At 71.8% G+C, this 24,116-nt stretch carries 26 protein-coding genes; 10 read left to right on the top strand and 16 right to left on the bottom strand.

Annotated elements, in window-relative coordinates; genetic code table 11:
• Positions 1 to 695: 695 nt before the first annotated feature.
• The 3 genes from AB0F82_RS27750 to AB0F82_RS27740 all read right to left on the bottom strand — a co-directional run bounded on the left by AB0F82_RS27750 (position 696) and on the right by AB0F82_RS27740 (position 1,644).
• On the bottom strand, positions 696 to 920 hold the full coding sequence (locus tag AB0F82_RS27750; protein WP_362632225.1) for a DUF6480 family protein: 225 nt from the start codon (positions 918 to 920) through the stop codon (positions 696 to 698).
• Between the two features lie 117 nt (positions 921 to 1,037).
• Positions 1,038 to 1,268: a DUF5133 domain-containing protein gene (locus AB0F82_RS27745; RefSeq protein WP_362632224.1), complete on the bottom strand. Its 231-nt coding sequence runs from the start codon at positions 1,266 to 1,268 to the stop codon at positions 1,038 to 1,040.
• 97 nt (positions 1,269 to 1,365) lie between these two features.
• The gene (locus AB0F82_RS27740) at positions 1,366 to 1,644 is read right to left on the bottom strand and encodes a hypothetical protein (RefSeq protein WP_362632222.1); all 279 of its coding nucleotides are present in this window, start codon (positions 1,642 to 1,644) and stop codon (positions 1,366 to 1,368) included.
• A gap of 103 nt (positions 1,645 to 1,747) precedes the next feature.
• Between AB0F82_RS27740 and AB0F82_RS27735 the strand changes: the two genes are divergently transcribed.
• Entirely contained in the window at positions 1,748 to 1,891 is a 144-nt protein-coding gene (locus AB0F82_RS27735; protein WP_362632220.1) for a hypothetical protein, read from the top strand.
• Positions 1,892 to 2,471: 580 nt separating this feature from the next.
• On the opposite strand, the gene AB0F82_RS27730 is transcribed toward AB0F82_RS27735, so the two are convergent.
• Entirely contained in the window at positions 2,472 to 2,681 is a 210-nt protein-coding gene (locus AB0F82_RS27730; RefSeq protein WP_362632218.1) for a hypothetical protein, read from the bottom strand.
• A gap of 97 nt (positions 2,682 to 2,778) precedes the next feature.
• Positions 2,779 to 3,894, bottom strand: a complete 1,116-nt coding sequence (locus AB0F82_RS27725; protein ID WP_362632216.1) for a glutamate--cysteine ligase — start codon at positions 3,892 to 3,894, stop codon at positions 2,779 to 2,781.
• Between the two features lie 166 nt (positions 3,895 to 4,060).
• On the opposite strand from AB0F82_RS27725, the gene AB0F82_RS27720 reads away from it, so the two are divergent.
• The 3 genes from AB0F82_RS27720 (at position 4,061) to AB0F82_RS27710 (ending at position 7,985) form a co-directional block, all read left to right on the top strand.
• Positions 4,061 to 4,243, top strand: coding sequence for a hypothetical protein (locus AB0F82_RS27720; protein ID WP_030660954.1), 183 nt, complete (start codon positions 4,061 to 4,063; stop codon positions 4,241 to 4,243).
• Positions 4,244 to 5,140: 897 nt separating this feature from the next.
• The gene (locus tag AB0F82_RS27715; protein ID WP_362632214.1) at positions 5,141 to 5,620 is read left to right on the top strand and encodes a hypothetical protein; all 480 of its coding nucleotides are present in this window, start codon (positions 5,141 to 5,143) and stop codon (positions 5,618 to 5,620) included.
• 85 nt (positions 5,621 to 5,705) lie between these two features.
• Complete coding sequence (locus AB0F82_RS27710; RefSeq protein ID WP_362632213.1) at positions 5,706 to 7,985, top strand: catalase; 2,280 nt, start codon at positions 5,706 to 5,708, stop codon at positions 7,983 to 7,985.
• 680 nt (positions 7,986 to 8,665) lie between these two features.
• Here the strand turns inward: AB0F82_RS27710 and AB0F82_RS27705 are convergent.
• The 4 genes from AB0F82_RS27705 to AB0F82_RS27690 form a co-directional block, all read right to left on the bottom strand.
• Entirely contained in the window at positions 8,666 to 10,804 is a 2,139-nt protein-coding gene (locus AB0F82_RS27705; protein ID WP_436842169.1) for a S9 family peptidase, read from the bottom strand.
• Positions 10,805 to 10,915: 111 nt separating this feature from the next.
• The gene (locus AB0F82_RS27700; RefSeq protein WP_362632211.1) at positions 10,916 to 12,697 is read right to left on the bottom strand and encodes an N-acetylglutaminylglutamine amidotransferase; all 1,782 of its coding nucleotides are present in this window, start codon (positions 12,695 to 12,697) and stop codon (positions 10,916 to 10,918) included.
• Between the two features lie 172 nt (positions 12,698 to 12,869).
• Complete coding sequence (locus tag AB0F82_RS27695) at positions 12,870 to 13,916, bottom strand: M20/M25/M40 family metallo-hydrolase (RefSeq protein WP_362632209.1); 1,047 nt, start codon at positions 13,914 to 13,916, stop codon at positions 12,870 to 12,872.
• Positions 13,917 to 14,273: 357 nt separating this feature from the next.
• On the bottom strand, positions 14,274 to 14,816 hold the full coding sequence (locus AB0F82_RS27690; RefSeq protein WP_362632207.1) for a cysteine hydrolase family protein: 543 nt from the start codon (positions 14,814 to 14,816) through the stop codon (positions 14,274 to 14,276).
• 234 nt (positions 14,817 to 15,050) lie between these two features.
• Here AB0F82_RS27690 and AB0F82_RS27685 point away from each other — a divergent pair, with 234 nt between their 5' ends.
• Complete coding sequence (locus AB0F82_RS27685; protein WP_362632205.1) at positions 15,051 to 15,239, top strand: hypothetical protein; 189 nt, start codon at positions 15,051 to 15,053, stop codon at positions 15,237 to 15,239.
• Between the two features lie 35 nt (positions 15,240 to 15,274).
• Here AB0F82_RS27685 and AB0F82_RS27680 read toward each other — a convergent pair whose 3' ends face one another.
• Complete coding sequence (locus tag AB0F82_RS27680; protein ID WP_362632203.1) at positions 15,275 to 15,613, bottom strand: hypothetical protein; 339 nt, start codon at positions 15,611 to 15,613, stop codon at positions 15,275 to 15,277.
• Positions 15,614 to 15,626: 13 nt separating this feature from the next.
• Complete coding sequence (gene ctaD / locus AB0F82_RS27675) at positions 15,627 to 17,366, bottom strand: aa3-type cytochrome oxidase subunit I (RefSeq protein WP_362632201.1); 1,740 nt, start codon at positions 17,364 to 17,366, stop codon at positions 15,627 to 15,629.
• A gap of 252 nt (positions 17,367 to 17,618) precedes the next feature.
• Here ctaD and AB0F82_RS27670 point away from each other — a divergent pair, with 252 nt between their 5' ends.
• Positions 17,619 to 18,053, top strand: coding sequence for an SPW repeat domain-containing protein (locus AB0F82_RS27670; protein WP_362632199.1), 435 nt, complete (start codon positions 17,619 to 17,621; stop codon positions 18,051 to 18,053).
• A 12-nt stretch (positions 18,054 to 18,065) separates the two neighbouring features.
• Here AB0F82_RS27670 and AB0F82_RS27665 read toward each other — a convergent pair whose 3' ends face one another.
• Positions 18,066 to 18,470 carry a hypothetical protein gene (locus AB0F82_RS27665; RefSeq protein ID WP_362632197.1) on the bottom strand — a complete coding sequence of 135 codons (405 nt, stop codon included), beginning with the start codon at positions 18,468 to 18,470 and terminating at the stop codon, positions 18,066 to 18,068.
• 214 nt (positions 18,471 to 18,684) lie between these two features.
• Between AB0F82_RS27665 and AB0F82_RS27660 the strand changes: the two genes are divergently transcribed.
• From AB0F82_RS27660 to AB0F82_RS27650, 3 genes are all read left to right on the top strand, one after another.
• Entirely contained in the window at positions 18,685 to 19,116 is a 432-nt protein-coding gene (locus AB0F82_RS27660) for an NfeD family protein (protein WP_362632195.1), read from the top strand.
• A gap of 2 nt (positions 19,117 to 19,118) precedes the next feature.
• Positions 19,119 to 20,138, top strand: coding sequence for an SPFH domain-containing protein (locus AB0F82_RS27655; RefSeq protein WP_436842168.1), 1,020 nt, complete (start codon positions 19,119 to 19,121; stop codon positions 20,136 to 20,138).
• A 480-nt stretch (positions 20,139 to 20,618) separates the two neighbouring features.
• A complete protein-coding gene (locus AB0F82_RS27650) occupies positions 20,619 to 21,092 on the top strand; it encodes a DUF1360 domain-containing protein (protein WP_362632192.1) in 474 nt (157 codons plus the stop codon).
• A gap of 259 nt (positions 21,093 to 21,351) precedes the next feature.
• Here the strand turns inward: AB0F82_RS27650 and AB0F82_RS27645 are convergent, their stop codons facing one another.
• From AB0F82_RS27645 to AB0F82_RS27630, 4 genes are all read right to left on the bottom strand, one after another.
• Positions 21,352 to 22,020 (bottom strand): DUF3618 domain-containing protein, encoded by a 669-nt coding sequence (locus AB0F82_RS27645; RefSeq protein ID WP_362632190.1) that lies wholly within the window; start codon positions 22,018 to 22,020, stop codon positions 21,352 to 21,354.
• Entirely contained in the window at positions 21,996 to 22,448 is a 453-nt protein-coding gene (locus AB0F82_RS27640; RefSeq protein WP_362632188.1) for a phage holin family protein, read from the bottom strand. The genes AB0F82_RS27645 and AB0F82_RS27640 overlap by 25 nt, the downstream gene beginning before the upstream one ends.
• 1 nt (position 22,449) lies before the next feature.
• The gene (locus tag AB0F82_RS27635) at positions 22,450 to 23,136 is read right to left on the bottom strand and encodes a hypothetical protein (RefSeq protein WP_362632186.1); all 687 of its coding nucleotides are present in this window, start codon (positions 23,134 to 23,136) and stop codon (positions 22,450 to 22,452) included.
• A 103-nt stretch (positions 23,137 to 23,239) separates the two neighbouring features.
• Positions 23,240 to 23,362: a hypothetical protein gene (locus AB0F82_RS27630; RefSeq protein ID WP_362632184.1), complete on the bottom strand. Its 123-nt coding sequence runs from the start codon at positions 23,360 to 23,362 to the stop codon at positions 23,240 to 23,242.
• 417 nt (positions 23,363 to 23,779) lie between these two features.
• On the opposite strand from AB0F82_RS27630, the gene AB0F82_RS27625 reads away from it, so the two are divergent.
• Positions 23,780 to 24,028: a type II toxin-antitoxin system RelE family toxin gene (locus AB0F82_RS27625; RefSeq protein ID WP_362632182.1), complete on the top strand. Its 249-nt coding sequence runs from the start codon at positions 23,780 to 23,782 to the stop codon at positions 24,026 to 24,028.
• The last annotated feature ends 88 nt before the right edge of the window (positions 24,029 to 24,116 follow it).

Raw genomic sequence — 24,116 nt, 5'->3', positions numbered from 1 at the left:
CCCAGGTGCCCGGCGGCGTACGGCGGCGGCTCGGGAAGGGCCTGCGCCCCCAACGACTCCGCGGTCCGGAGTGAGCGTACGAGGTGGTCCTCATCGGCTCGCGGCGGGCCCCGGCTCAAGCCCCGGCCTCGGCCCCGGCCTCCGCCTCGTGCAGTTCCCGGCCCTCATCCCGACCATCAAGGAGCCCGGCCATGTCCGGCATCCTTCTCGGGGCCCTCGACCTCGCCCGGTCCCGTCCGGTTCCGGCGCCGCCGAGGCCTTCCACTACAGGCATCCACCCTCGCGCGGAAGACGGAGGCCTTCGGCTACGCCCGCTACTGGTTCGCCGAGCACCACCTGAACCGGGGTCGCCGGAACCTCGCCCGCCGTGGTGCTGACCCTGACCGCCGCGGCAATGACCCACCCGGCTCGGCTCCCGGCGCCGTCCAGCTCGGCCACCGCACCGCGCTGTAGACGGTCGAGGAGCGCCCCCGGCGCCAGGACCACGCCGAGCAGATCGGCGACGTCCTCGCCCTGCTGCGCGGTGGCTACCGCACCCGGAGGGCATGGAGGCGCACGCCGTTTCCGGCGAGGGGGCCGACGTACCGGTGTGGATCCTCGGCAGCGGCGGCGGGGTCAGGGGTGGCCGTGGCCGTACGGCTGCGCACCGACCTCCGCCCCGGGACGGCGGGGCGGCGGCTCAGCCCCGCCCCCACTCATACGTTCAGCATGATGGCGTAGGCGAGGAAGAAGAGGGCGCAGGCCAAGGCCACCAGGCAGATCAGTACGAGGGGGCCCTTGCCCCAGCCGCGCGTCAGGGGGCGGTACGGCCCCGCGCCGGAGCCGGTGCTCGACTCGCCGGCCGGTGTCTCGCCGGGCGGCACCCCGCCGGAGGGCCGGGTGGTGTTGCGCGGGTCTGGGTCCGGAACAGGTGCGGACATGTCTGCCTCCCTCACCTCGGAGGCCGCGCCCGCCCTGTCGGCAGGGCGGCTGGGGTATCCGGCGCCTACCCACAGCATGTCGCCCCATCCCTCGGCCGGCCGTCGGCGGTGGGCCCGTCAGCCGGAGGCGAGCACGGAGTCGTCGAGGGCGCCCGCGCCGGGCAGGTGATGGCGGGCTGCGATCAGGGCGGCGTGCACGTCCGTCGTGCCGGTGGCCACGCACAGGGCTCGCTCGACGGCCTCGATCTCCCCGCGCACGGGAGAGTCGCCTTCTGCCGCATCGAGTACGGACAGCGCCCAGTAACGGTCGACGAGGCCGGGCAGCACGGCCGGGTGAGCCATCAGCATGGGTGTTCGCCTTTCGCCAGCGGATCGGTCACTCACGTGGCCCTCGCTTACCCTGTCGATCACCGTTGAACCCTGCCGGAGACAGTCGTCTCGCAGGTCACGACGGCTCGGCGGCGCTGTCGACGTCCTGCGCCACCGGCAGCGGCCGCATCCCGAGCCCGTCCGTGCGGACGAGGGGCAGCGCCGCGAGGCGAGGGAACCGAGGACGTACGTACGGCTGCGCTGTACGACTGCGCAGTCGCTGCTCTGCACCTGGTTCGGCGTCGGCCGCCGGCTGCGCGACCGCCACGGGGCCACCGCCGCGCAGGCCCTGCTGCACACCCACCGCCGCCCCGCTGCGGACGACCTCACCGAGGCGCTCGTCAGCGCCGCGCACCCCCGCGGCAGGGCCGTGAGGCCGCTGGACTCGCAAAAGTCCAGCTGGCGAGGTCCACGACGAGGCGCTGATCCGGCTGGAGGGCGAGGGTGGTGACACGGTCGTGCAGTTCGCCGGCGGTGGCGCGGCCGAGGACTCCGACGACCTGCAGAGCCCGGCAGGTCGGGGCGCCGAGTGCGAGGAGTCCGGCGTCGTCGTCGAGGCCGTCGCCGAAACCGCCCGGCAGGCCCGGTCAGGGCGTGAATGAGGGCGTGCGACGGTTCGGCGGCGTGGCCGGAGGTGCAGTCGCGTAGGGCCTCGTCCCCGTACAGGGTGGTGCGGTCCCGGCCGGCGCGGGCTGCGGTGAGGCCGTCGGTGTAGGGCAGGAGGGTGTCGTCGGGGCGAGGAGGGCCGTGGCGGCGGTGGATCGCGCGGCGCGCAGGACGCCGATGAGGAGGCCGCCCAGGCGGGCGGGAAGTCGGCCGTACCGTCGGCCTGCAAGGACCAGGGCCGGGGGCCGCCGGCGGCGGGCCGGCCGGTGGCGGGATCGGGTTCGAGCAGGCCGAGGACGGCGGTGCAGTGGAGGGGCTCGCCGCCCGTGCACTACTGGTGGAGGACCGGTTGAGCTGACCGCTGACCCATAGGGTCGCGACGCCCCGCGAAGAAGCGCGGCAGCGAGGTCGAACGGCTCTACCTCGCCTCCGCGGCCGCCCACCCTGGCGACGGGGTCGACGGCGCGCCGGGCGCGAACGCCGTCCGGGCCGCCTTACGGCTCCGGGGGTTGCGAACCATCCTCCACCGGGCGCCACGCGTCTGACGGCGTTCGGGGAGCCCCCTACGGGGGTCCGCTACTCGGGCATGCCGGCGTCTCCGGTCTTCTCGGCGGCCCGGCGCTGCGCACCGCTGTTCGGGGTCAGGGCGTCTCCGGCCTCGCCCTCGTTCGTTTCGGCGAGCGCCGCTTCGTCCGCTTCCTTGCGGGCCTCTGCGTCCCCGCTTTCGCCGGGTGCCTGCGAGGGCGGGGTGGGGGTCCGGCCGTGCTGCCGCCTCTGCTCACTCATCACGCGCTCCGATCCTCTGTGTCGACATCACCGTTGTGTCGACATCACCGTCGACATCACCATGGCTCGCGTCTGCCCCGGCGCCGCCCCCGCACTCTCACGGCCTGATCGTCAGCTCCGCGCACCGGGTGACGACGGACCCGAGGCTCTGCCCGTCGGCGTGCAGCCGTCGCTGCGTGCGGGCGCCGTTGCCCCGTTCGTGCAGCTGCGCGATCGCTTCGCGGACCCGTTCGTCGTCGTCGTGGTCCTTCAGCGCCTCGCGCACGTGCTGGTACAGGGCGTCGACGGCCTGCTCGGCGGACGTCTCCCGCATGGTTTCGGGGTGCAGCAGTGGCCCGTCCAGGCCCGAGCGACCGGCCCGCCAGGAGGCCAGCCGCAGCAGACCCGTACCGATCCGGGGCGGGGGCTGCCCGTCCTGCCAGGCGCGGGACGCCGTCTCGACCAGGCCGCGGATGAGCGCCGCGAGCAGTACGGGCGTGGACGCGTCCAGGCAGACGTCGGCGACCCGGACCTCCACGGTGGGGAAGGTGGCGGACAGGCGGGCGTCGAAGTAGATCATGCCCTCGTCGCGCAGCACCCCGGTGTCGATCATGGCGCGGACCTGTTCGTGGTAGCGGTCGGCGGAGCCGAAGACATCGACCGGGCCGGCGGAGGGCCACCGGTTCCACACCCGGCTGCGGTAGCTTCCGTACCCGCTGTCCTCGCCCTGCCAGAAGGGGGAGTTGGCGCTCATCGCCATCAGCACGGCCAGCCAGGGCCTGATGCGGTCCAGGACCGCGACACCCTCCTCGTCCGAGGCGACCGATACGTGGACGTGGCATCCGCAGGTCAGCTGTTCCTGCGCCGTCAGTCCGAACTGCTCGCCGATCCACCGGTAGCGGCGGCCGGCGTTGAGCGACGGCTGCACGGGCAGGGGCGATGTCGCGACCGCCGCGATCACGGCGCCGGCACTCGCGGCGTGGCGGGCCGCCTCGCCGCGGATTCGGACGATCTCTTCGTGGAGCTCGCCCATCTCCGTGATCGGCTTGGTGGCGAACTCCAGCTGTTCCTTGTGCAGTTCCTTCTCGAATTCGTGGTCCGGCCCGCCGCCGGTGCCGGGCTGCTGCCACGCCTGCCGGTCCGCGGCCGCCAGGACCGCCCCCGAGACGGCCCGTGGGGCACCGCTGTCCGCGTCCACGAGCAGCAGCTCTTCTTCCACGCCTACGCTTCGCATATCGCCACCTGTGGATCTAGTCGTCATCTGCCCCGCACCTGCCCCGACCCCCCGCGACCATGCCGCCGCGCCCGAACGGGGCGGCCCGTTGGCGCCGGCCCGGGCGCGGCTCATGATCCGGCCCGCACGGGGAACACGGCCGTCACCTACCGAAAGGGGCATGGACATGCTCGGCATCACCGCCGCAGTGCTGTTCTTCATCGCGTTCCTGATCAACGCGGCCGGCATCGCCACCAACGACGTGCTGAGTTCCACCAACTTCATGCTGATCGGTCTCGCCGCGCTCGCGCTGCACGTCGCCGGCATCGGCCACGGCTGGGCGGCCCGCGGACGCGGCCGCAGGCGCTGACCGGGCCCGCCCCCCGAAGGACGCTCCCCCGACGTTTCCTCCTGACCGTTACGGGTGCACTCGGCGCCACGGGCCGGGCCGCTCCCCCGGAAGGCGGACAGGCTGCCCCCGCCCCGTCCCTCCACGCTCGCGCACGAGGAGCGAGGGCTTGCACTTCGGGGGCACGGAGTCCGGCGGACTCGCGCGGGCGTGATCCAGCCGCCGTACATCAGTGATCACATGCGCCGGCTCCTCCACCTCGGAGTCGGAACGGTCCCGCTCCTCCTGTGGTGGCACGCTCCGTCCGCCTCGGGTGTCGTGGGGCTGGTCCTGGCGCCACGGATCCTCGGACGGGTCTGCCTCTACGACCTGCGGCTGCGCGCATTCGTCCGGCTCTTACGGGGGCGCGAGCGCCTGAAGCGGGTGCTGATCCTCCTGTCGGTGGCCGGAGCGTCGGCCCTGTTGCCCGGGGCCCGGCTCGGCGGCGCCGGGCCGGAAGGGGAGGCGGGATCCTGGTGTAACCGCGGCTGCACCCCTTGCATGTGGGGCGGCGGACTGGTCGCGTGGGCGTCCTCCCCACCACGTCGCCACCCCCGATCACCCCGCGCCCGCCCCCGCCCCGGAACCCCAGGAGGCCCATCCCGGCTTCGCCCCGTCGCTCTCACACCTGGCGGCGGCCGTGTTCGCGACCGCGGGGATCGCAGGGCGTTCACCGGCGGCGGATGAAGCGTTCCCCTCCGTTGCGCACTGCTCGGCACCCGCCGGCAGAGGTCGGCTGCCGCAGGCGCAGCGCGCGCGGTGCGCTGGTCGCACGGGCGTCTGCCGGACCAAGGGGGACGGTCGGACACGAGTGGTACCTTCGGGCGACCCTGGGGCCGAAAGGCTTATGCGGGCGGTCGGGCGGGGCACTGCCGAAGTATGACGCGACGCGATGACGGCGGCCCCGACCACGCACACCAACGCCCCGACGGAGTCAGCGACCTCACGGTGGAGGCCCTCGGGTCCTTGTCGAAGGCACTGGAGACGGTGGAACGCGCCCGCGGCCACCTCTACGGATTCCACCAGCTGACGGGCACGGCGGATCTGGAACTGGACCGCACGGTCAGGCTGCTGAGGGCGGCCGGACACGACGGGTGGGCCGAACGCGTGGAGGAGGACATCCTGGGACGCAACGTCATCCCCGGCCACTGGACGTTCCAGATCGTGGAAGCGTACGACCGCACGTACTACGAGCCGTTCAGGAGTCTCGAACGGCAGGCGATCGGGGCACTGGCGGCGGGCAGGCAGCATCTCTACGAAGCGGAGATGAAGGAGGCCCGCCGGACGGCCGGCCACCTCGACCACGTCGCCCGCCCCGACGATCTGCGGTCCGGCGCCGACGCCCCGGACCGGCAGTGACAGCCCGCACAGAGCAGTGCTCGTTTTCGAATGCACGGCTGAGGGTCACACCTGTAGGGCACCGTCCCCCGTGTCTGGAGATGTGATGTCAGAGAAGAATCCTGTGAAAGCGGTCGCAGACAAGATCGCGGATGCCCTGCACGGCGACCCGGCAGCGGCCCAGGGTCCCGAGGATGGGGTCCCCGGCAAGCCCGGACCCGTCTCGCCGCAGCTGAGCGAACCCGTCGAGCCGGTGGAGCCGCTGCCACCGAAGGCGGACCAGAGCGGTCCCGAGACGGTCGGCCCGACCGGTCAGCCCACCGGGGCGGACCATGCCCGAGTCGCGCAGAGCGGCGCGTACCTCACCACCGCCCTGGGAACGCGGCTGTACGACAGCGACCACTCCCTGAAGGCGGGGCCCCGCGGGCCGGTGCTGCTGCAGGACCACCACCTGCGCGAGAAGCTCATGCACTTCGACCACGAGCGGATCCCCGAGCGCGTGGTCCACGCGCGCGGCTCGGCCGCGCACGGCGTCTTCCAGTCCTACGGCACGGCGCAGGCGGTCACCAAGGCGGCGTTCCTCGCCCGGGACACCGAGACACCGATCTTCGTGCGCTTCTCGACCGTGCTCGGATCGCGCGGCTCGGCCGACACGGTGCGCGACACGCGTGGCTTCGCCACGAAGTTCTACACCGAGGAGGGGGTCTTCGACCTGGTGGGGAACAACATCCCGGTGTTCTTCATCCAGGACGGGATCAAGTTCCCCGACATCATCCACGCCGGCAAGCCACACCCGGACCGCGAGATCCCGCAGGCCCAGAGCGCGCACGACACGTTCTGGGACTTCGTCTCCCTGCACACCGAAGCCACCCACCACACCCTCTGGAACATGTCCGACCGTGGTATCCCCCGCTCCTACCGGATGATGGAGGGCTTCGGAGTCCACACCTTCCGTCTCGTCAACGCCCAGGGCGTCACCACGCTGGTGAAGTTCCACTGGAAGCCCAAGCTGGGCGTGCACTCACTGGTGTGGGAGGAGGCGCAGATCCTCGCGGGGGTGGATCCCGACTTCCACCGCCGCGACCTCTTCGACGCCATCGAGTCCGGCGCGTATCCGCAGTGGGAGCTGGGCATCCAGACCTTTCCCGACACAGCGGACCAGACGTTCGAGGGCATCGACCTCCTCGACCCGACGAAGATCGTTCCGGAGGAGCTCGCACCGGTGAAGCCGGTCGGGCTGCTGACGCTGAACGCCAACCCGTCGAACTTCTTCGCCGAGGTGGAACAGGTCGCCTTCCACACCGGCCACTTGGTGCCCGGCATCGACGCGACCGACGACCCGCTCCTGGCCGGCCGGATGTTCTCCTACCTGGACACCCAGCTGACCCGGCTCGGCGGGCCCAACTTTCCGCAGCTGCCGATCAACCGCACCCACGCGCCCGTCAACGACATGCTGCGGGACGGCATGCACCAGACGGCCGTGCACCGCGGCGTGGCCCCCTACAAGCCGAACAGCCTCGACGGCGGCTGCCCCTTCTTCGCCGGCGCCGACACCGGGGCGTTCATCGAAGTGCCGGTGGAAGTCCCGGCCGGACGCAAGGTCCGCGAGGCGCCCGCGTCCTTCGGCGACCACTTCTCCCAGCCCCGCCTGTTCTGGCTCAGCATGAGCGCCGTCGAGCGCGAACACATCATCGCCGCCTACACCTTCGAGCTGGCCAAGTGCTACGAGCAGGCCGTCAAGGAACGCACGCTGGCCGTGCTGGCCAACGTCGACGGTGAGCTGTGCGCCCAGGTGGCGGCCGGACTCGGGCTGCCGGTTCCGGCCCCCACCGAACCCCTCGTGGACGTCCGCCCCAGTCCCGCTCTGTCCCAGATCGGCCGCACCTGGCCCGTGGACGGTCGCACCGTCGGCATCGTCGCCGGCCAGGCCGTCGACATGGCCCACATCCACGAGGTCCGCCGGGCGGTCCTCGACGCCGGCATGGTGCCCCTGGTCATCGCCTCTGCCGGTGGAGTCCTGGGCGCCGACGGCGACCCGGTCACCGTCCAGCGCACCTTCGCCACGGCCCGTTCGGTCGAATTCGACGCGCTGGTGTTCGCGGGTGCACCCGCAGCGGGCGCCGACGCCTACGGTGCCCGCGATGCCAAGGCGGCGGATCCCGGCCCCGCCGTCGGCGACCCGCGCGTCCTGGCACTGCTCACCGAGGCGTACCGGCACGGCAAAGTTCTCGCCGGCTGGGATGGGGCCGAAGCCCTCTTCGAGGCCGCCGGCATCTCCGTCGGCGAACCGGGCGTCATCGTCACGGACGCTGCCCAAGGACTGCCCCGGCTCATGGAACTGCTCGCGGCGCACCGCGTCTGGGAACGCTTCCCCGCCGCGATGTGACACTTCGGGCCCCGCCCGGGCGCGCCGTCACGGAACCGGGCCGCCCGGCGGCCGGCCCGATCGGCCGCCCGGGACGGCCGGGTGCCAGGTGCCGGGTGCCCGGCGACCCGCCGGGCACTTCTGAGCGCGGCCGGTCGGGAGGCCTCCGCCCGGGCCACTGCCCCGTACACCCGCACCTCGGACGGACGCGCCCCGGTGGGGCCGGACCGGTCGGCCGCACGCCAGGACAGGACACCGGCAACGGGCCCCCGCGCCCGCGCCGGGTCCCCCGCCGGGTGGTCGCCGCCGGGGTTTCGGCCGGTCCGGCCGCCGCGCTCCTGACGGGCTGCGGAGCGTCCGCCGTGCGGGTGGACGGCGCCCGGGACGCTGTGCGCCTCTGCGAGGGGGCCCTCCCGCGACTCCGCCGCAGCCCGAGAGGTACAGCCCGGCTCGCGGAGACGGCAAGCGGCGCGGGGCGGCCACTCGGCCACGGCGGGTGCACCACCGGATCGGACGGTGCTCGGCGCGGTGGGACGTCCCCCGGCCGGATCATCGTGGCAGGCACCCGCACGACCGCGGCCTGCTCCGGGCGCCGCGCCCGGCGCAGGCGGTGCGCGAGCCTGTGATCAGGCTTGACGCAGCGCCGGTGGGGGCCGCAGAAACCGCCGGGCGGAGGGCACAAGGCCGCTGCACCCGGGCCGTCAGGGGGCCGGGCCGCCTCCGAGGTACCGCTCGAGCCAGTCCGCGGCGGCCCGCCGGTAGAGCCGCCTGTTGTCCGCCCGCAGGAACTCATGGCCCTCGTCGCGCAGCGTCAGCTGTCGGGCCGGCACCCCGCGGCCGCGTGCCGCACGGATGAACTGCTCCGACTCCGTCGGCGGCACGTTGGTGTCGTGTTCGCCGTGGACGGCCAGCACGGGAGCGCGCAGTTGATCGATGCGGCTCATCGGGGACAGGGCGCGCAGCAGGTCCCGGTCGTGTTCGGGGTGGCCGTACTTGGCGGTGGCGGACTGGGCGATCCACGGTTCCGTGCCGGCGAAGAACGTGGCGAAGTCCGACATACCGCAGACGGCGACGCCGGCGCGGAAGAGGTCCGGATGCCACACGAGGGAGGCCATGGTGAGGTAGCCGCCGTACGAGCGGCCCATCACCCCGAGCCGCACGGGGTCGGCGTAGCCGAGCGCGACCACGTGCGCTGCGCAGTCGGCGACGTCGTCGATCGCCGCGAAACGGCCGGAGCCGAGGTCGGCGTCCACGAAGGACCGCCCCCAGCCGGAGGAGCCGCGGACGTCGGGGGCGAACACGTCCAGGCCCCTGCCGAGGAGCTCGTGGTAGAGCGGGCTGAACACCGGCCGCTCCTGTTCCTCCGGGCCGCCGTGGAGGTGGATGACGCACGGGGCGGGCCGGCCCGGTTCCCGGCCGGGTGCCCGGTAGTACCAGCCTCCCAGCGTCAGCCCGTCCCGGGCGCGGCAGCGCAGGGGCACCGGGCGTACGGGGGGCCGCCCGGGCGGCACCGCGTCCTCGTCCCGGGCCGACCAGCCGGCGCGCGCGGGCACGAGGCCCTGGTCGAGTTCCCAGATGCCGGGCCGGCGCCCGGAGCCCGCGAGCGCGGCGAACAGGCCGCCGCGTTCCAGGGGTGCGATGCGGGTCACGACTTCGTGCGGCAGGACCGGCCGGTGTCGCGGTCCGATGCCGCCTTCCTCGTCGACCAGAGGGAGGCCCACGCTCTCCAGCTCGGTCGCCCCGTGCACGTTCCAGGCGAGGAGGGCCCACCGTCCGTGGTCGGGCACGCTCAGCAGGTCGAGGGCGGACCGCTCGCGTTCGGCCGCCACGGACACGGCCGGGCCCGCTCCCTGCTCGTCCAGCCGTACCTTCAGGAGCGCCGCGAACTCGCGGTCGGTGTCGCTGCGCAGCCACACGGTGCGCGCGTCGGCGGAGAACCGCCCGATCCAGGGGTCTCCGTCGGCGACGTGCAGGGAGAAGGTGGTGCGGCCGGAGGCGGTGTCGAGGACGAGTGCCTCGCGCCGGCCCCGCGGACCGCGGCGGACGAGCGCGAAGCGGCCGTCCGGGCTCGTGTCGCACACGCGCAGCGACGCCGCTCCCTCTTCGCCGTACAGCAGGACGGGTGCGTTCGCGCCGTCCGGGTCGACCAGGTAGGCGGCCAGCCCGCCACCGCGGACCTGGCCGAGGTCCGGGACCGGGCCGCCCATCGCGTGCACGGACGGCGCCCGGCCGCGGGGCGGGGAGGCCGGATGCGACGCCACGCCTCCGAGGAGGGTCGCGGTCGCGCCGCGTTCGGACCAGGCCCCGCCGGGGCCCCGCGCGCCGGCCGCCGGCACACCGTCGACGTCCGACGGGAGGTGTCCCGCCCCGGCGTGCTCCACGCCCGACACGGAGGGCTGGGCGACGGTGACGGCCAGGGCGGTGCCGTCGCGGGTCCAGCATCCGAGGTGTGCGGAGCTCCCGGGCTCGGCTCCGGCGAGCACCTGCCGGCCGGTTCCGTCCGGGCGCACCACCAACACGCGGGTGTGCTCGCCGCCGCCGGGCGCCGAGGTGTACGCGATCCAGCGCCCGTCGGGCGACCAGGAGACCTCGGTCACCGGATCGGGGTCGCCGTCCAGGACATGGGCATCGGTCCCCCGGGCGGGCCCGCTCCACAGCTGGGGGACGCCGGCCCGGTCGCAGATGAAGGCCACGTGCTCACCGGTGGGGTCGGCCGAGGGGTACCAGCATCCGTGGGCGGTGAGCAGGGTGGGCGGGTCGGCGCTGAGGTGGTCGGGCATCCGCACGGGTACGGGTGCCGGGGCGGCCTCGGGCCCCCCTGTGCCCGGGGCCGCCACCATCCCGCCCGCTGTACCGAGTGCCTCATCCACCAAGTTCGTCCGCTCCAGGGGCATGGCCACCTCTCCCAGGCTTCCGCTTCCTCAGTGTTCCCACCACTCGGTCCCGTCACTTCACCGGATGCCGTGCGCCTGGAGCCAGATCTCCAGCGTCGCCACCTGCCACAAGGTGTTGGCTCCGCGCCTGGCGCGGTGGCGGTTGGGCGCCGCGAGCAGCTCGTCCACGAGGCGCTCGTCGAAGATCCCGCGCCGGCGCGCTTCGGGGGCCGCCAGGGCGTCCCGTACCCGGGCCAGTACGGGCCGGGCCATGTGGCGCACCGCCGGAACGGGGAAGTAGCCCTTGGGGCGGTCGACGACCTCGCGGGGCAGTATCGCGCGTCCCACGTCCTTGAGCACGGCCTTGCCGCCCTGCGCGAGCTTCAGCTCCGGCGGGCAGGCCGCCGCCAGCTCGACGAGGTCCTGGTCCAGGAACGGCACCCTGGCCTCCAGCCCCCAGGCCATCGTCATGTTGTCGACCCGTTTGACCGGGTCGTCCGGCATGAGCGCGTGGACGTCCATGCGCAGGGCGGCGTCGAGAGCGGTCTCGGCTCCGGGGGTGGCCATGTGGCGCCGGACGAAGTCCGCGGACGCGTCGCGGCCGAGTGCGAAATCCGGGTGGATCATGGCGGTGAGGTCGGCGTGGGTCCGGTCGAAGTACGCGCGGGCGTAGGCGTCGTCCGCTCCCGCCCGTGGGGCCGAGGCGATCTGCGGGTACCAGTGGTAGCCGGCGAACACCTCGTCCGCGCCCTGGCCGCACAGGACGACCTTGACCTCCTTCGAGACCTGTTCGGACAGCATGTGGAAGGCCACGGCGTCGTGGCTGACCATGGGCTCGCTCATGGCGCCGATCGCGGCCTCCAAGGCCGTGGGGAGCCGGTCGGACGGGATCAGGAACTGGTGGTGGTCGGTCGAGAACCGGCGGGCGACGAGGTCCGAGTACCGGAACTCGTCGCCGTCCTCGCCGTTCTCCTCCTCGAAGCCCATGGCGAAGGTCGGGACGTCGTCGTGTCCCTCCTCGGCCAGCATGGCGACCATCAGGCTGGAGTCCAGACCGCCGGACAGCAGCACACCCACGGGAACGTCGGCGACCGTGCGCCGCCGTACCGCCGTACGCAGCGCCTCGTGCACGGCTTCCCGCCAGAGCACGGGGTCGTCCCCGAGTTCTGAACGCCTGGTGTACGACGGCTGCCAGTAGCAGTGGTCGTGGCTGGTGCCGTCGGGCTCGACGACCCGGACGGTGGCCGGCGGAACCTTCCGTACGCCCGCCAGCACCGTGCGGGGTGCGACCACCGTGCCGTGCCAGCTCAGGTACTGGTGGAGGGCCACGGGGTCGATGGACGTGTCCACTCCCCCGCCCGCCAGCAGGGCCGGCAGCGAGGAGGCGAAGCGGAGGCGGTCGCAGTCCTCGGTGAGGTAGAGGGGCTTGATGCCCAACCGGTCACGGCCCAGAACGACACGGCCCGTGTGGTGCTCGGCGACGGCGAAGGCGAACATGCCGACGAAGAACTCGACGCACTCCCGGCCCCATTCCGCGTACGCCTTGACGACGACCTCGGTGTCGGAGTCCGAGAAGAAGCGGTACCCGAGCTTTTCGAGGCGGGCGCGCAACTGGCGGTGGTTGTAGATGCAGCCGTTGAAGACCACCGTGAGGCCCAGCTGTGCGTCGACCATGGGCTGGGCGCCGCGCTCCGACAGGTCGATGATCTGCAACCGCCGGTGCCCCATGGCCACCGCCCCCTGCGACCAGATCCCTCTGCCGTCGGGTCCCCGCGGCTCCATCGCATCGGTCATGCGTTCGACGGCTGCGAGATCGGGGCGCCCGCCGTCGAACCGCACCTCTCCGCTCAGGCCGCACACGGGGCACCTCCCCATGCGTCGGCACCTCGGGGCGCCCGGGTGACCCCGCTCTTCTCAGAGGACCAGGTCGCGTACTTCATGCTTCTACACTCCTGTGCCGGTTCAGCCGACACGTGCGAGCCGGTCCGAACGGGCGATCGACATACCCCGCGCCTGCCCGCACCTGGGGCTTTCAAGCGGACGTCTCGCTCACCGCAGGCGGGTGCGGCGCGGCCCGGCCCTGCCGGGCCCGGCGTCCAGTTCGCCGAGGAACCGGGTCAGCGCACGTGTTCCGAGGCTGAGCGCGCGCATCTCCACGCGCTCTTCGGGGCCGTGCCAGCGGTCCCCCGGCAGGCCCGTTCCGAAGAAGAGCACGGGCGCGTCGCAGGCCCTGGCGAGCTGCGCGGCAGGGGTCGCCCCTCCGTTGCCGATGGGCCGGGGCGGGCTCGGTCACGGCGTCGTAGAACCCGGGCAGGGTGATCCGCTGCGATTCGTCGGTGAGCAGGTCCAGCACCCTGCACAGCTCGAAGGCCGCGTTGGAGGCGGCGCCTGACACGGCCCCGCTGTGGATGTCACGCCGGGCGCCGCGGACGGTGAGGGTCGCGGTGACGGATCCGCGGACCACGCCGCAGACGGCCGGTTCGTCCAACGACCAGAGCATGGAGTCGGAGACCATGACCACGTCCGCCCCCAGGTCGTCCGCATGCTGTGACAGCAGGTCGGCGAGATGCACCGAGCCGACCTCCTCCTCGCCTTCGACCAGGTACTTCACGGTCACGGCGGGAGCGGGGGCGTCGCGCTCGGCCGTGTGCGCGCCCAGAGCCCACAGGTGGCACATGACCTGCCCCTTGGCATCGGAGGCGCCCCGCCCGTACAGGCGGTCCCCGTCACGCAACGGGGAGAAGGGCGGCGTGATCCGCCACTCGGAGGGGTCGACGGCGTGTACGTCGTGGTGGCTGTAGACGAGCAGGACCGGCGCGTCGGAATCGGCCGCCGGCCGGCAGCCGTACACAGCCGGGAGGCCGTCCGTCTCCCATACTTCCGCCCGGAGGAAGGCGGCGCGGCGCAGGGTGCCGACCAGCCACCGGGCGGACTCGCGTACGTCGTCGGCCCGGTCCGGGTCGGAGGAGACCGACGCGATGCCCACCCAATCCGCCAGGTCCGCCACCTCTTCCCGGCCGGGCAGCGCCTGGCCGTGCGCGGCGTCTGCAGTGTGCTCGGCGTCGTGCCCGGCGTTCATCGTCGCCGCGGCCGCGTCTTCACCGCTTGCCGCCGCCTGTACCGCGCGTGCGGCGGGGTGTCCTCGTCGGCACGGGGGCTGCGTCGCCCTGGCGGGCGCCTTCCAGGAGATCGAACATCTGGGCCAGGACCCTTTGGAAGTCGGTCCACGGAGTCGCCCGGTCCTGGCCGTCGCCACAGGTGTCCGCAGGGCCTGCGCCCGCTCGGTTCGAGGTCATGTTCCACCTCTCGGGGTCATCGGCCGGCTCGTACCGGTTTTCGTCTCGCGCGCGCTACGCGTGCCCGGGGCACCTGCCCCGGTGCCGGGGGTTCATGCGCGGCCGGCGGCCTCACCCCGCTGGGGACCGTCGGCATCCGGTCAGCTGTCGAACTCGACGTCCTTCACCGTGCAGACGTCGGCGGACATGTTGCGGCTCATCATCTGCAGGGCCGCGTCGGCCAGATCCGCATCGATGTGGGCCACCGCGTCGTCCGGCACGACGACGTCGAAGTGCCGGATGTGGGCGTCCAGCGCCGAATAGAGAACGCACTGCTCGGTCACCTGACCGCACAGGACCAGACGCTCCGCCTTCAGCTGGCCGAGCAGGTAGGCCAGCGGGGTTTCGAAGAAGATCGAGTGCCGGGCCTTGACCACGAAGAGCGAGTTCTCGTCCGGGGCGACCGGCTCCACCAGGCTCCGGTGGCGGCCCGCGAGGGCCGCATCGAGGATTTCGCCGTGGTGGGAGCGCCATTCGCCGAAATTGTCGTTCACGTAGACGACCGGCGAAGCGCTGGCGCGGGCGTGCTCGATCAGGGTCGCGATGCCGGGCAGCGCCTCTCGGACGGAGGCCACCAGAACCTCCGCGTCCTCGTGCTCGTAGGTGTTGAGCATGTCGATCACGATGAGTGCCGTAGAGGGCATGGGGCCACCGCCTTTCGTCTCGATCTCCGCGCGGTCTCTTCCCAGTCTGTGGCAGCCCGGGCCCCCAGGTTGCTTGCTCCCGCGGCGCGGGAATCGATGACTCGCGGCAGGTGTGGGATGTCCGGTCCCGGGCAGACGGATCTCGCAGCCCCGCTCTCGGCGGGGCTGACCAGCTTCGCAGGACGCACCGGTCGGGGGCGGCGACCGGCCGACCCCGTTTCCGAGGAGGAGATCATGGTTCCCGCCGAGAACGACCGGGTGACCGACCGCGACGGCCGTGAGGACCTGCACCGGGGTCGGATCGAAGAAGTGCGCGATCCCGGCCCGCACGCGGTCTACCGGATCCGCAACGAGCGCACCAACGAGCTGCAGATCATCACCCGGGAGCAGATCGAAGGAGAGCCGGGCGCGCCCGACGCTTGAGCGCGAGGACGACATTCCTCCGGCCTCGCGGCCCCTCAAAGACGGGACAGGAGCAGCAGCGCGGAGGTGCAGAGCGCGAAGGCGGCCAAGGCCAGGCCGGTGACCCTTCGGCGCAGGCAGGCGTAGCGGTGCGTGTACTCCGCTTTGAGTTCCTCAGCACGCGCCACGGTCGCCGCGAGCATCTCCTTGCGCAGGTCCAGATGGTGCTCGGCGAACCGGCGGCTGATCTCCTCCTGTTCGCCGGCGCCGAGCCAGGTGAGTGCGCGGGCGAACGCCTCGCCCTGCTCCCGGGCCTGCCTCAGCGCCGCCTGGCTCATCAGGTACCCCTCGATCCGGGCGAGCCCGGCCGCCGTCTCGTTCGGGCGGTCGCTCATCGCGGACCCCCGCCTATCGGGGCTGCTCCGGGTCCTTGCCGCGCAGGGACCCTCGGGGAGCGGAGGCCTTGTCCTGGTCGACGACGTCGCGTTTGTGGTCACCGGCGTAGTCGAAGGCGGCGATCTCCGGGTGGTGGAGGTCGAAGGCCGGGGACTCGGACCGTACGCGGGGCAGGGTGACGAAGTTGTGGCGGGGCGGGGGGCAGGAGGTGGCCCATTCCAGGGAGCGGCCGTAGCCCCACGGGTCGTCCACCTGCACGCGGGGCGCGAACTTGGCCGTCTTCCACACGTTGTAGAAGAACGGCAGTGTGGAGAGGCCGAGCACGAAGGCGCCGATCGAGGAGAGGGTGTTGAGGGCGGTGAATCCGTCCGCGGCGAGGTAGTCGGCGTAGCGGCGGGGCATGCCCTCGGCACCGAGCCAGTGCTGGACGAGGAAGGTCATGTGGAAGCCGAAGAAGAGGGTCCAGAAGTGGATCTTCCCGAGGCGCTCGTCGAGCATGGTGCCGGTCATCTTCGGCCACCAGAAATAGAACCCGGCGAACATGGCGAAGACGACCGTTCCGAAGACCACGTAGTGGAAGTGCGCCACCACGAAGTAGGAGTCGGTGACGTGGAAGTCCATGGGCGGGGAGGCCAGGATGATGCCGGTCAGGCCACCGAAAAGGAACGTCACGAGGAACCCGATCGACCAGAGCATCGGCGTCTCGAACGAGATGGACCCCTTCCACATCGTGCCGATCCAGTTGAAGAACTTCACCCCGGTCGGCACGGCGATCAGGAACGTCATGAAGGAGAAGAACGGCAGCAGCACGGCCCCGGTGGCGAACATGTGGTGCGCCCACACGGTCAGTGAGAGCCCGGAGATCGCGACCGTCGCGCCGATCAGACCGAGGTAGCCGAAGAGCGGCTTGCGGGAGAAGACGGGGAAGATCTCGGTGACGATCCCGAAGAACGGCAGAGCGATGATGTAGACCTCCGGGTGTCCGAAGAACCAGAACAGGTGCTGCCACAGCAGCGCGCCGCCGTTCTCCGGGTTGAACACCTGCGCGCCGAAACGCCGGTCGGCCTCCAGGACCAGCAGTGCCGCGGCGAGGACGGGGAAGGCGAAGAGCACCAGCACCGAGGTCAGGAGGATGTTCCAGGTGAAGATCGGCATCCGGAACATGGTCATGCCGGGCATGCGCATGCAGATGATGGTCGTGGCGAAGTTGACCGAGCCGAGGATCGTACCGAAGCCGGACAGCGCCAAGCCCATGATCCACATGTCGCCGCCCACGTAAGGGGTGCGCTCGCCCCCGCTGAGCGGTGTGTAGGCGGTCCAGCCGAAGTCGGCCGTTCCCTGCGTGGTGAACAGGCTGGACACCACGATGATCCCACCGAACAGGAACAGCCAGAACGACAGCATGTTCAGACGCGGGAAGGCCACGTCGGGCGCCCCGATCTGCAACGGCATGATGGCGTTGGCGAACCCGGCGAAGGTCGGCGTGGCGAAGAACAGCAGCATGATCGTGCCGTGCAGCGTGAAGACCTGGTTGTACTGCTCGTTGGAGATGATCTGCATGCCCGGCCGGGCCAGCTCCGCGCGCAGCAGCAGGGCGAGCACGCCGCCGATGACGAAGAAGCCGAACGAGGCGATCAGGTACAGGTGGCCGATCTTCTTGTGGTCGGTGGTCGTCAGCCAGGTGACGACCACGCTCCCCCATGAACGGCCCCGCACCGGGATCGGCGTTACGGGCTCGGTGGATGTCGCCATGGACGATTCCTTTGCGTCAAGACACGGGTCACATCACGCGCCGACCGGAAAGTCTCTTACGCGCGGCTCACAGATGTACTACGGAAAGTGACGATGAGCCATTGAGGCAGCCGTCAGTGACCCGGTTGGCTCACACGATGTAACCGGTGCGCGCGAACGAGCGCGGGGCGGGGACGGGCGGCGGCGCCGTCTCACGTGCCATGAGGGGCGTTACGGCCGGTGATAGGGGTAGGCGACGGTCAGGAGGATGCCATGGCTACCTACCACTCCCACCACGCTCCGGTCCCGGCGCGCCAGGCCCATGCCTACCGTCAGGGCATGCACGACCAGGTGATCGGACTGGTCATGTTCGCCGCCTCTGCCGCCCTCTGGATCTTTCCGATGGCGACCCACGACGGGGCGAAGGACGCTCAGGTCAACGAGGCGGTGATCGGGGCGATCCTGATGTTCGTCGTCGGCCTTCGGATCTACCGGGGCAGCACCTGGCGCTCCGATGCGATCGTCGGCCTGGCAGGCTTGTGGATGATCGCCTCTCCGTACGTACTGGGGCTGCAGAACGCCGCCGTCGACAACGGCAGCCGGGTCCTCGACATCGCCGTCGGGGCCGTCCTCGTCGTGACCTCGCTGATCTCCCTGCTGATCATGCGTGCCGACCGGCGGGCGCGAGGCGCCGACGCCGCTCCCTGATCGGCAGGATCGTCAAGACGCGGCCAAGGCGGCGGTTCCCCACAGGCCGGCGCCCTGCCGCAGCAGAGCAAGGACCTGCTCGTCGTCGGGCGGGTCCGCTCCGGGGAGCCAGACCACGACGACGCGACCGGTGGCGACCACCATCTCCGTCCAGGCCTCCGGTACGAGCCCGGGCGGAGGACGGTAGAACTCGACTCCGCCGTGGGCGACGATCACGGCGCCGTCCTGCAGGACCGCCGTCCAAGCCGTCACGGGTCGCAGCAGCTCTGCGGCATCGGCGGGGAAGGGCCCCAGTCCCTTCTTCGTGAGCTGCTCGTGCACCGACTGCTCGTCGCCGTCGTCACCTGTGAACACCAGGAGCGGCAGATCGCCCACCGGTGTCCCCCGGAACCCGACCGTCTTGAACGCCCACGGCATGCGCTGCCCTCCGCTGCTCGTCGCCAACCCTCCCAGCCGGTCCGCTTCGGGGGGCCGAGGACCGGCCTCCGCCACAGTGCTGCTACCCGTGCCAGGTCCGCCCATGGCCGCTCGAAGGGGGTTCCTATGGGCCGAAATGGGTAAATTCCATGCGAAACGGAACGGAGCGGAGCGTGCCCGCACGTCTCCGTTCGCTCACGTGAGGAGGGCCTTCGTGGAGCCCTGGTTGATGTGGTTGATCGCCGCGGCGGTGCTGGCCGTCGCGGAGGTGTTCACCCTCACCGCCGCACTGGGGCTGCTCGCCGCGGCCGCGTCGGTCACCGCCGCGGCCGCCGCGCTGGGTCTTCCCGTGCCGTGGCAGTTCCTGGTGTTCGCCGGCGTCGCGACGCTCAGCGTGGTCTTCGTGCGCCCCCTCGCGCTGCGCCGCCTCTCGCCCCGCCCAGAGGCGCGGTTCGGCGTGGAGGCACTGGTGGGGAAGCCGGCCTATGTGGTCAGTGAGGTGTCCGCGCAGGGCGGCAGGGTCCGCATCGGGGGCGAGGAGTGGACCGCTCGGGCCTACGACGAGACGCTGGTGATCCCTCCGGGAACGACCGCCGACGTGGTGGAAATCAGCGGCAGCACAGCATTCGTCTATCCCCGGGAGTGACCATGGAAGCCTGGGTCGTCGCCGGCGTCATCCTCGCGGTCTTCGCCGTCTTCACCGTGGTGCGGGCCGTGCGCATCGTGCCTCAGGCTCGCGCCCGCAACGTGGAACGGCTGGGCCGCTACCACCGCACCCTGAGACCCGGCCTGAACGTCGTCATCCCCTACATCGACCGCGTGTATCCCGTGATCGACCTGCGGGAGCAGGTCGTCTCCTTCAAACCCCAGCCCGTCATCACCGAGGACAACCTCGTCGTCGAGATCGACACCGTGCTGTACTTCCAGGTCACCGACCCGCGGGCCGCGGCGTACGAGATCGCCAACTACCTCCAGGCGGTCGAACAGCTCACCGTCACCACCCTGCGCAACGTCGTGGGATCGATGGACCTGGAGAAGACCCTGACCTCTCGCGACACCATCAACAGCCAACTGCGAGGCGTGCTGGACGAAGCGACGGGCAAGTGGGGCCTGAGGGTCAATCGCGTGGAGATCAAAGCCGTGGATCCGCCACAGTCGATCAAGGACGCGATGGAGAAGCAGATGCGGGCGGAGCGGGACAAACGCGCCGCCATCTTGGGAGCCGAGGGGCAACGGCAGTCTCTGATCCTCACCGCCGAAGGAGACAAGCAGTCTGCTGTCCTGCGTGCGGAGGGTGAGCGAACGGCGGAGATCCTCCGGGCCGAGGGTCAGTCCCGTGCCATCGACGAGGTGTTCCAGGCGGTGCACCGCAACGACCCCGACCCCAAGTTGCTGGCCTACCAGTACCTTCAGGCGCTGCCCCAGCTCGCCCAAGGACCGGGCAGCACCTTCTGGATCATCCCCGGCGAGGTCACCTCCGCGCTCCAGACCGTCAGCCGCGCCTTCAAGGAAGTGCTGCCTCCGTCGCAGGCCACCCAGGACGGGCCCGCGGAGGACAGGGCGAACCAGGCCGCCGACGACGCCGCACAAGCCGCCGCAGCCGCCGCACAAGCCCTCGCGGACGCGGCCGAAGCCGAAGCCGACCCAACTTCCCGACCGCCGGCGTGATCCCCGCCGACCTCGCCCCACAACCGGACCTCGATCACTACCCTGGCCGTTCCCGGCGGGCCGCCGGCGACTTCCAGTGCCAGTTCGTCCGGGGCCTTCACCCTCGTACGACGGTGGTGCCGTAGGCCGACCAGGGTCCCATCCTGCGGTGCACTCCAGGGCCGACCCGAGTGGGGGCAACAGGCCGCCCTCGGTGCGCGATTCGCTGGTGCCCACCACCCAGTCCGCGGAACGCGGGGCGTCGGCGAGCACGGCCCACACCTCATGGGGGTGCGGCGTGGATGAGCACGGAGGTATGGGGAACGGCCGGGACCGCCCCTCGTGCCCGGCGCCTGCACGACCGGCGCGCCGCCACACCACCGCACCGCCTCGGCGTCCGACGCGTGTCCCGCCGGGAGCCGGGTAAGCGCCTGAGCAACAGCGGTGCCGCCGATCCACACGAGTGCACGAATGCCCGAGCGGGCGGAGCGAGGCGATGAGATGCGGTCGATGCAAGGTCTGCGCACCCATTGCGGCCACGGGGCGGCGATGCTCGGGTTCGCCGCGTACACGGGCGGCTGGATCGTGCTGCGGCAGCGGCTCGGGCGCCCCCGTCCGGCCCCGCCCCGTCCTTGGGACCTACTGCTCACCGCAACGGCCGCGTTCCGCCTCAGTCGCCTGATCGGGAAGGCGACCGTCACGCGTCCTCTGCGCGCCCCGTTCACGCGCGTGGATTGCGCGGGGGCTCCGGCGGAACTCAACGAGTCCCCGCGCGAGGAGCCCGGTCGCAAGACCGCGGGTGAGCTGATCAGCTGCCCCTTCTGTCTGAGCGTGTGGTTGGTGACCACCCTCACCGGTGCCCGGGCCGTCTGGCCCGAGGCGACGAGCACGGTGACCGGAGCACTGACCGCCCTGACCGTCTCGGACGCGCTGCAGTACGGGCACTCGATGCTGTCCGAACGCGCCGGCCACTGAGCCTGGTTCCGTGGCGCGGGTCAGGCCCAGGTGACGGTTAGGCGCCCTCACGTACGGATGGTCCTCACCGCCGGGACTGAACCGACCGCTTTCCTCCACCTCTTGTGCATGCTGTGCGGAGCGGGCGCGATCACCGGCCCGACCACGCTGGGGGTTCCCGCCTGCATGCTGCGCCGCCGGCCAAGCGAAGAGCGGACACGACGCGGCCCGGCCTCCGGTGTTCTCGGAGGCCGGGCCCGCGTCGTCCCGGCAGCGTCTCCTACCCGGGCGGGCGCTGCGCGCCGGGGTCCGTGCGTATCTCGGCTGCGGTCTCGCGTCCGACCTCGCGCAGTTCGTCGGCGGTTTCCCGGCCGGCGCTCTGTGCGTGCCCGGCCGTCGTGGCCGCTGCCTCCTGGGCCGTGTCCTTGACGGAGCCCACGGCTCCCTCGACCGGCTCCTTCAGCTCGTCCCGGACTTCCTGGGCGGCATGGAGCGCGGTCTCCTTGACCGGTTCCAGCAGCTCGTCCGAGTGCTCGCGCAGCTGTCGGCCTGCCTGTTCCTCGACCTCGGTGGTCGGCAGGAGCGCGGCCGCGAGCATACCGGCGCCGAAGGCCATCAGGCCGGCCGCGAGCGGACTGCCCTGTGTCTGCCTCTTCATCCGGACCGGGGCCTGCTGGACGGCTTGCTGCACGTCGCCACCGATCTCCTTGGCCGTCCCCGTCACGCTGTCCGCGGCCTGGTGCAGGCTGGCGGAGGTGCCGTGCGCGGCATCCTGTGCAGTGCCCATTACCCGCTCCCTCACTCCGCTCACGTGGTCGCGCATGGAATCGACCTTGCGGCGGGCCATCCTGCGCGGGGTCATCCTGTCCGCCAAGCGGTCGACATTGCGCGAGAGGTGTGCTCGCCGGTACTCCATGTCGCGCCTCAGCTCGTCAGGTGTCGTGCCCATCGGGCGTCCTCCTTCAAGGTGTCCACCGTCTGCTCCGGCTTGAGGTTGACCGTGCGCAGCCGCTCGCGGCCCTTCGCGTACAACACAGCGCCGACGACGGCCCAGACGGCGGTGACGATGAGAGCGGCCCAGGCCGGATCCATCACGTTGGCCAGGGCGAAGACCACGGTCAGGCTGGCGAACAGCAGGAACGCGTGCCCGGCGTATCCCGCTCCGCCCAGCATGCCGACTGCCTTGCCGGCCTTGGCGGACTCCTGCTTCATCTCGGCCTTGGCCAACTCGATCTCGTCCCGGACCAGCTGCGAAAGGTCCTGGCCGATCTCACCGACGAGCTCCCCGAGCGACGGCTCTGCTGCCGTCGTCGCGGGCGGGGGCGGGACGGAAGGCCGGGCGATGGCCACGGGCCGTTCGTGGGAGGAGATGGCCATGTCAGACCCCTTCCCCGGGCCCCACCGAGCTGCCATGGGCCGGCGATCCGTTCGGAGGGTAGGCCGGCGGCGCCGGCATGGCGTGCGGAGGTTCGCCCAGTCCCGTGGAGGGCCTGGCGGCCACGGCGGGGGTGTCCGCGCCGCGATCGGCGGCGGCGCCGGCGGCGTCGCGGTTCTGAGTCGAGGCGGCCGCACTCACGCCCTTGCCGGCTCGCGCGACGACGAATCCGGCCAGCGCCGCACCGGCGAGGAAGACCCCCGGGCGGCGGCGGGCGAAGTTCTGCAGGTCGGCGACCAGCCCGTCGGGGCCCCGCTTCTCAACGTGATCGGCCATCTGACGGCCGCCGTCGGCGATCTTACGGGCCACTCCCGCCATGGTGGATTCCGGCTGGCCGTTCTCGCCCAGCTCCCGGAGCTCCTCCGAAAGCCGGCGCACGTTCTGCGCCAGCCGCTGCGTCTGCGTCTCGGCCTGACCGGTCAGCTGGGTACGAAGCTCCCCGACCAGGTCACGGGCCTGCGTGGTGGCCTCGCCCACGACGCGGGACGCTTGTTCCCTGGCCGTTCCGCCTACCTCGGCGGCTTTGTCACCGACCAGCGCCGCTCCCTCACCGGCCTTGTTCTGAACTGTCTGGGCTGCGGCCGCCGTCCTGCTCTCGTCCGGGCGGCTCGCGTTCTGGAAGTCACTCAAGGCTCCTCCTGGTGCATCGCGTTCGGACGTTGCACGAAAGCGCCTGCCCTGCTTCCAACACCTCACCCACCCCGAATCGCCAGAAATGCCTCGGATGCGACATCTACAGGGGCTCGTTGTCCGGGCCCCGCCCGTCCGGCATCATCGACCAGCCCCTGTACAGGCCCGTCCGGCAGGCGACGAGGTCCGTCAGCTCGTCGAGCGTCCTGATGGCCGGCCTGCGCACGGCATGGTTTTCCCCTGCGCGCGTCGCCGGGGTGCGCTCGTCCGTGTCTGCTGCGCCGCGTCATCCGTCCGCTTCTTCCCCGTACCCCTGCGGGTCCTGCACCCGGGCTCTGCCCCCGTTCTCGTGACCCCCTCGCTTGCCCTCGTCCCGCCGGAGGCGAAGCCGTTCCGGGCGGGGACATTTCAGCGACCGGACCGACGTCAGCAGCAGCGGACGCCGATCGGCGGTGACGTGCCCCGACCTCGACGGCCCGTCGATACGGTCGTCGCCCCTTCACTCGGCTGCGCATACGCGTGCGGCGACGCGGCTCGACGGCCGCAGGCGTACCGGGCGGCGCCCCGGGCAGGCGCCGGGTGAGGTCCGCCCGGCTCGCGTACCCGCCGGCCGGGCTTCGTCCCGGTGGAGGGAGGGGCGCAGATGACGTACGGCATCGTGTGGGAGGAGACTGCCGTGTACGCGGCGGCCCGACACCTCGCGGACGATCCGGCCGGGCTGCAGCAGTTGCTGTCCGCCGTCGAACTGTTGTCCGGCGAGCCCTGCCCGCAGGGCGCTGCCGTCTTCGGCACCGGGCTGTGCCGGATCCACGTCGGCCGCTATCGCGTCCTTTACACCCTCACCCGCGATCCGGGAGCGGTCGTGATCCTGCACGTCGGCCGCCTGGGATGAGCGACTCGCCCGGTGCCCCCACCGTCGATGTGCGCGATCAATGTGCCCAGGTCTGGCGCGGCCGCAGGTCAGGACCGGCCTGCGGGCA

Origin of the sequence: Streptomyces virginiae (assembly GCF_040638905.1) — a bacterium.
In the GTDB taxonomy this organism is placed as follows: Bacteria; Actinomycetota; Actinomycetes; order Streptomycetales; family Streptomycetaceae; genus Streptomyces; species Streptomyces virginiae_B.
Note: the sequence above shows the minus strand (reverse complement) of the source record. Positions and strands in the feature narration are given on the sequence as shown.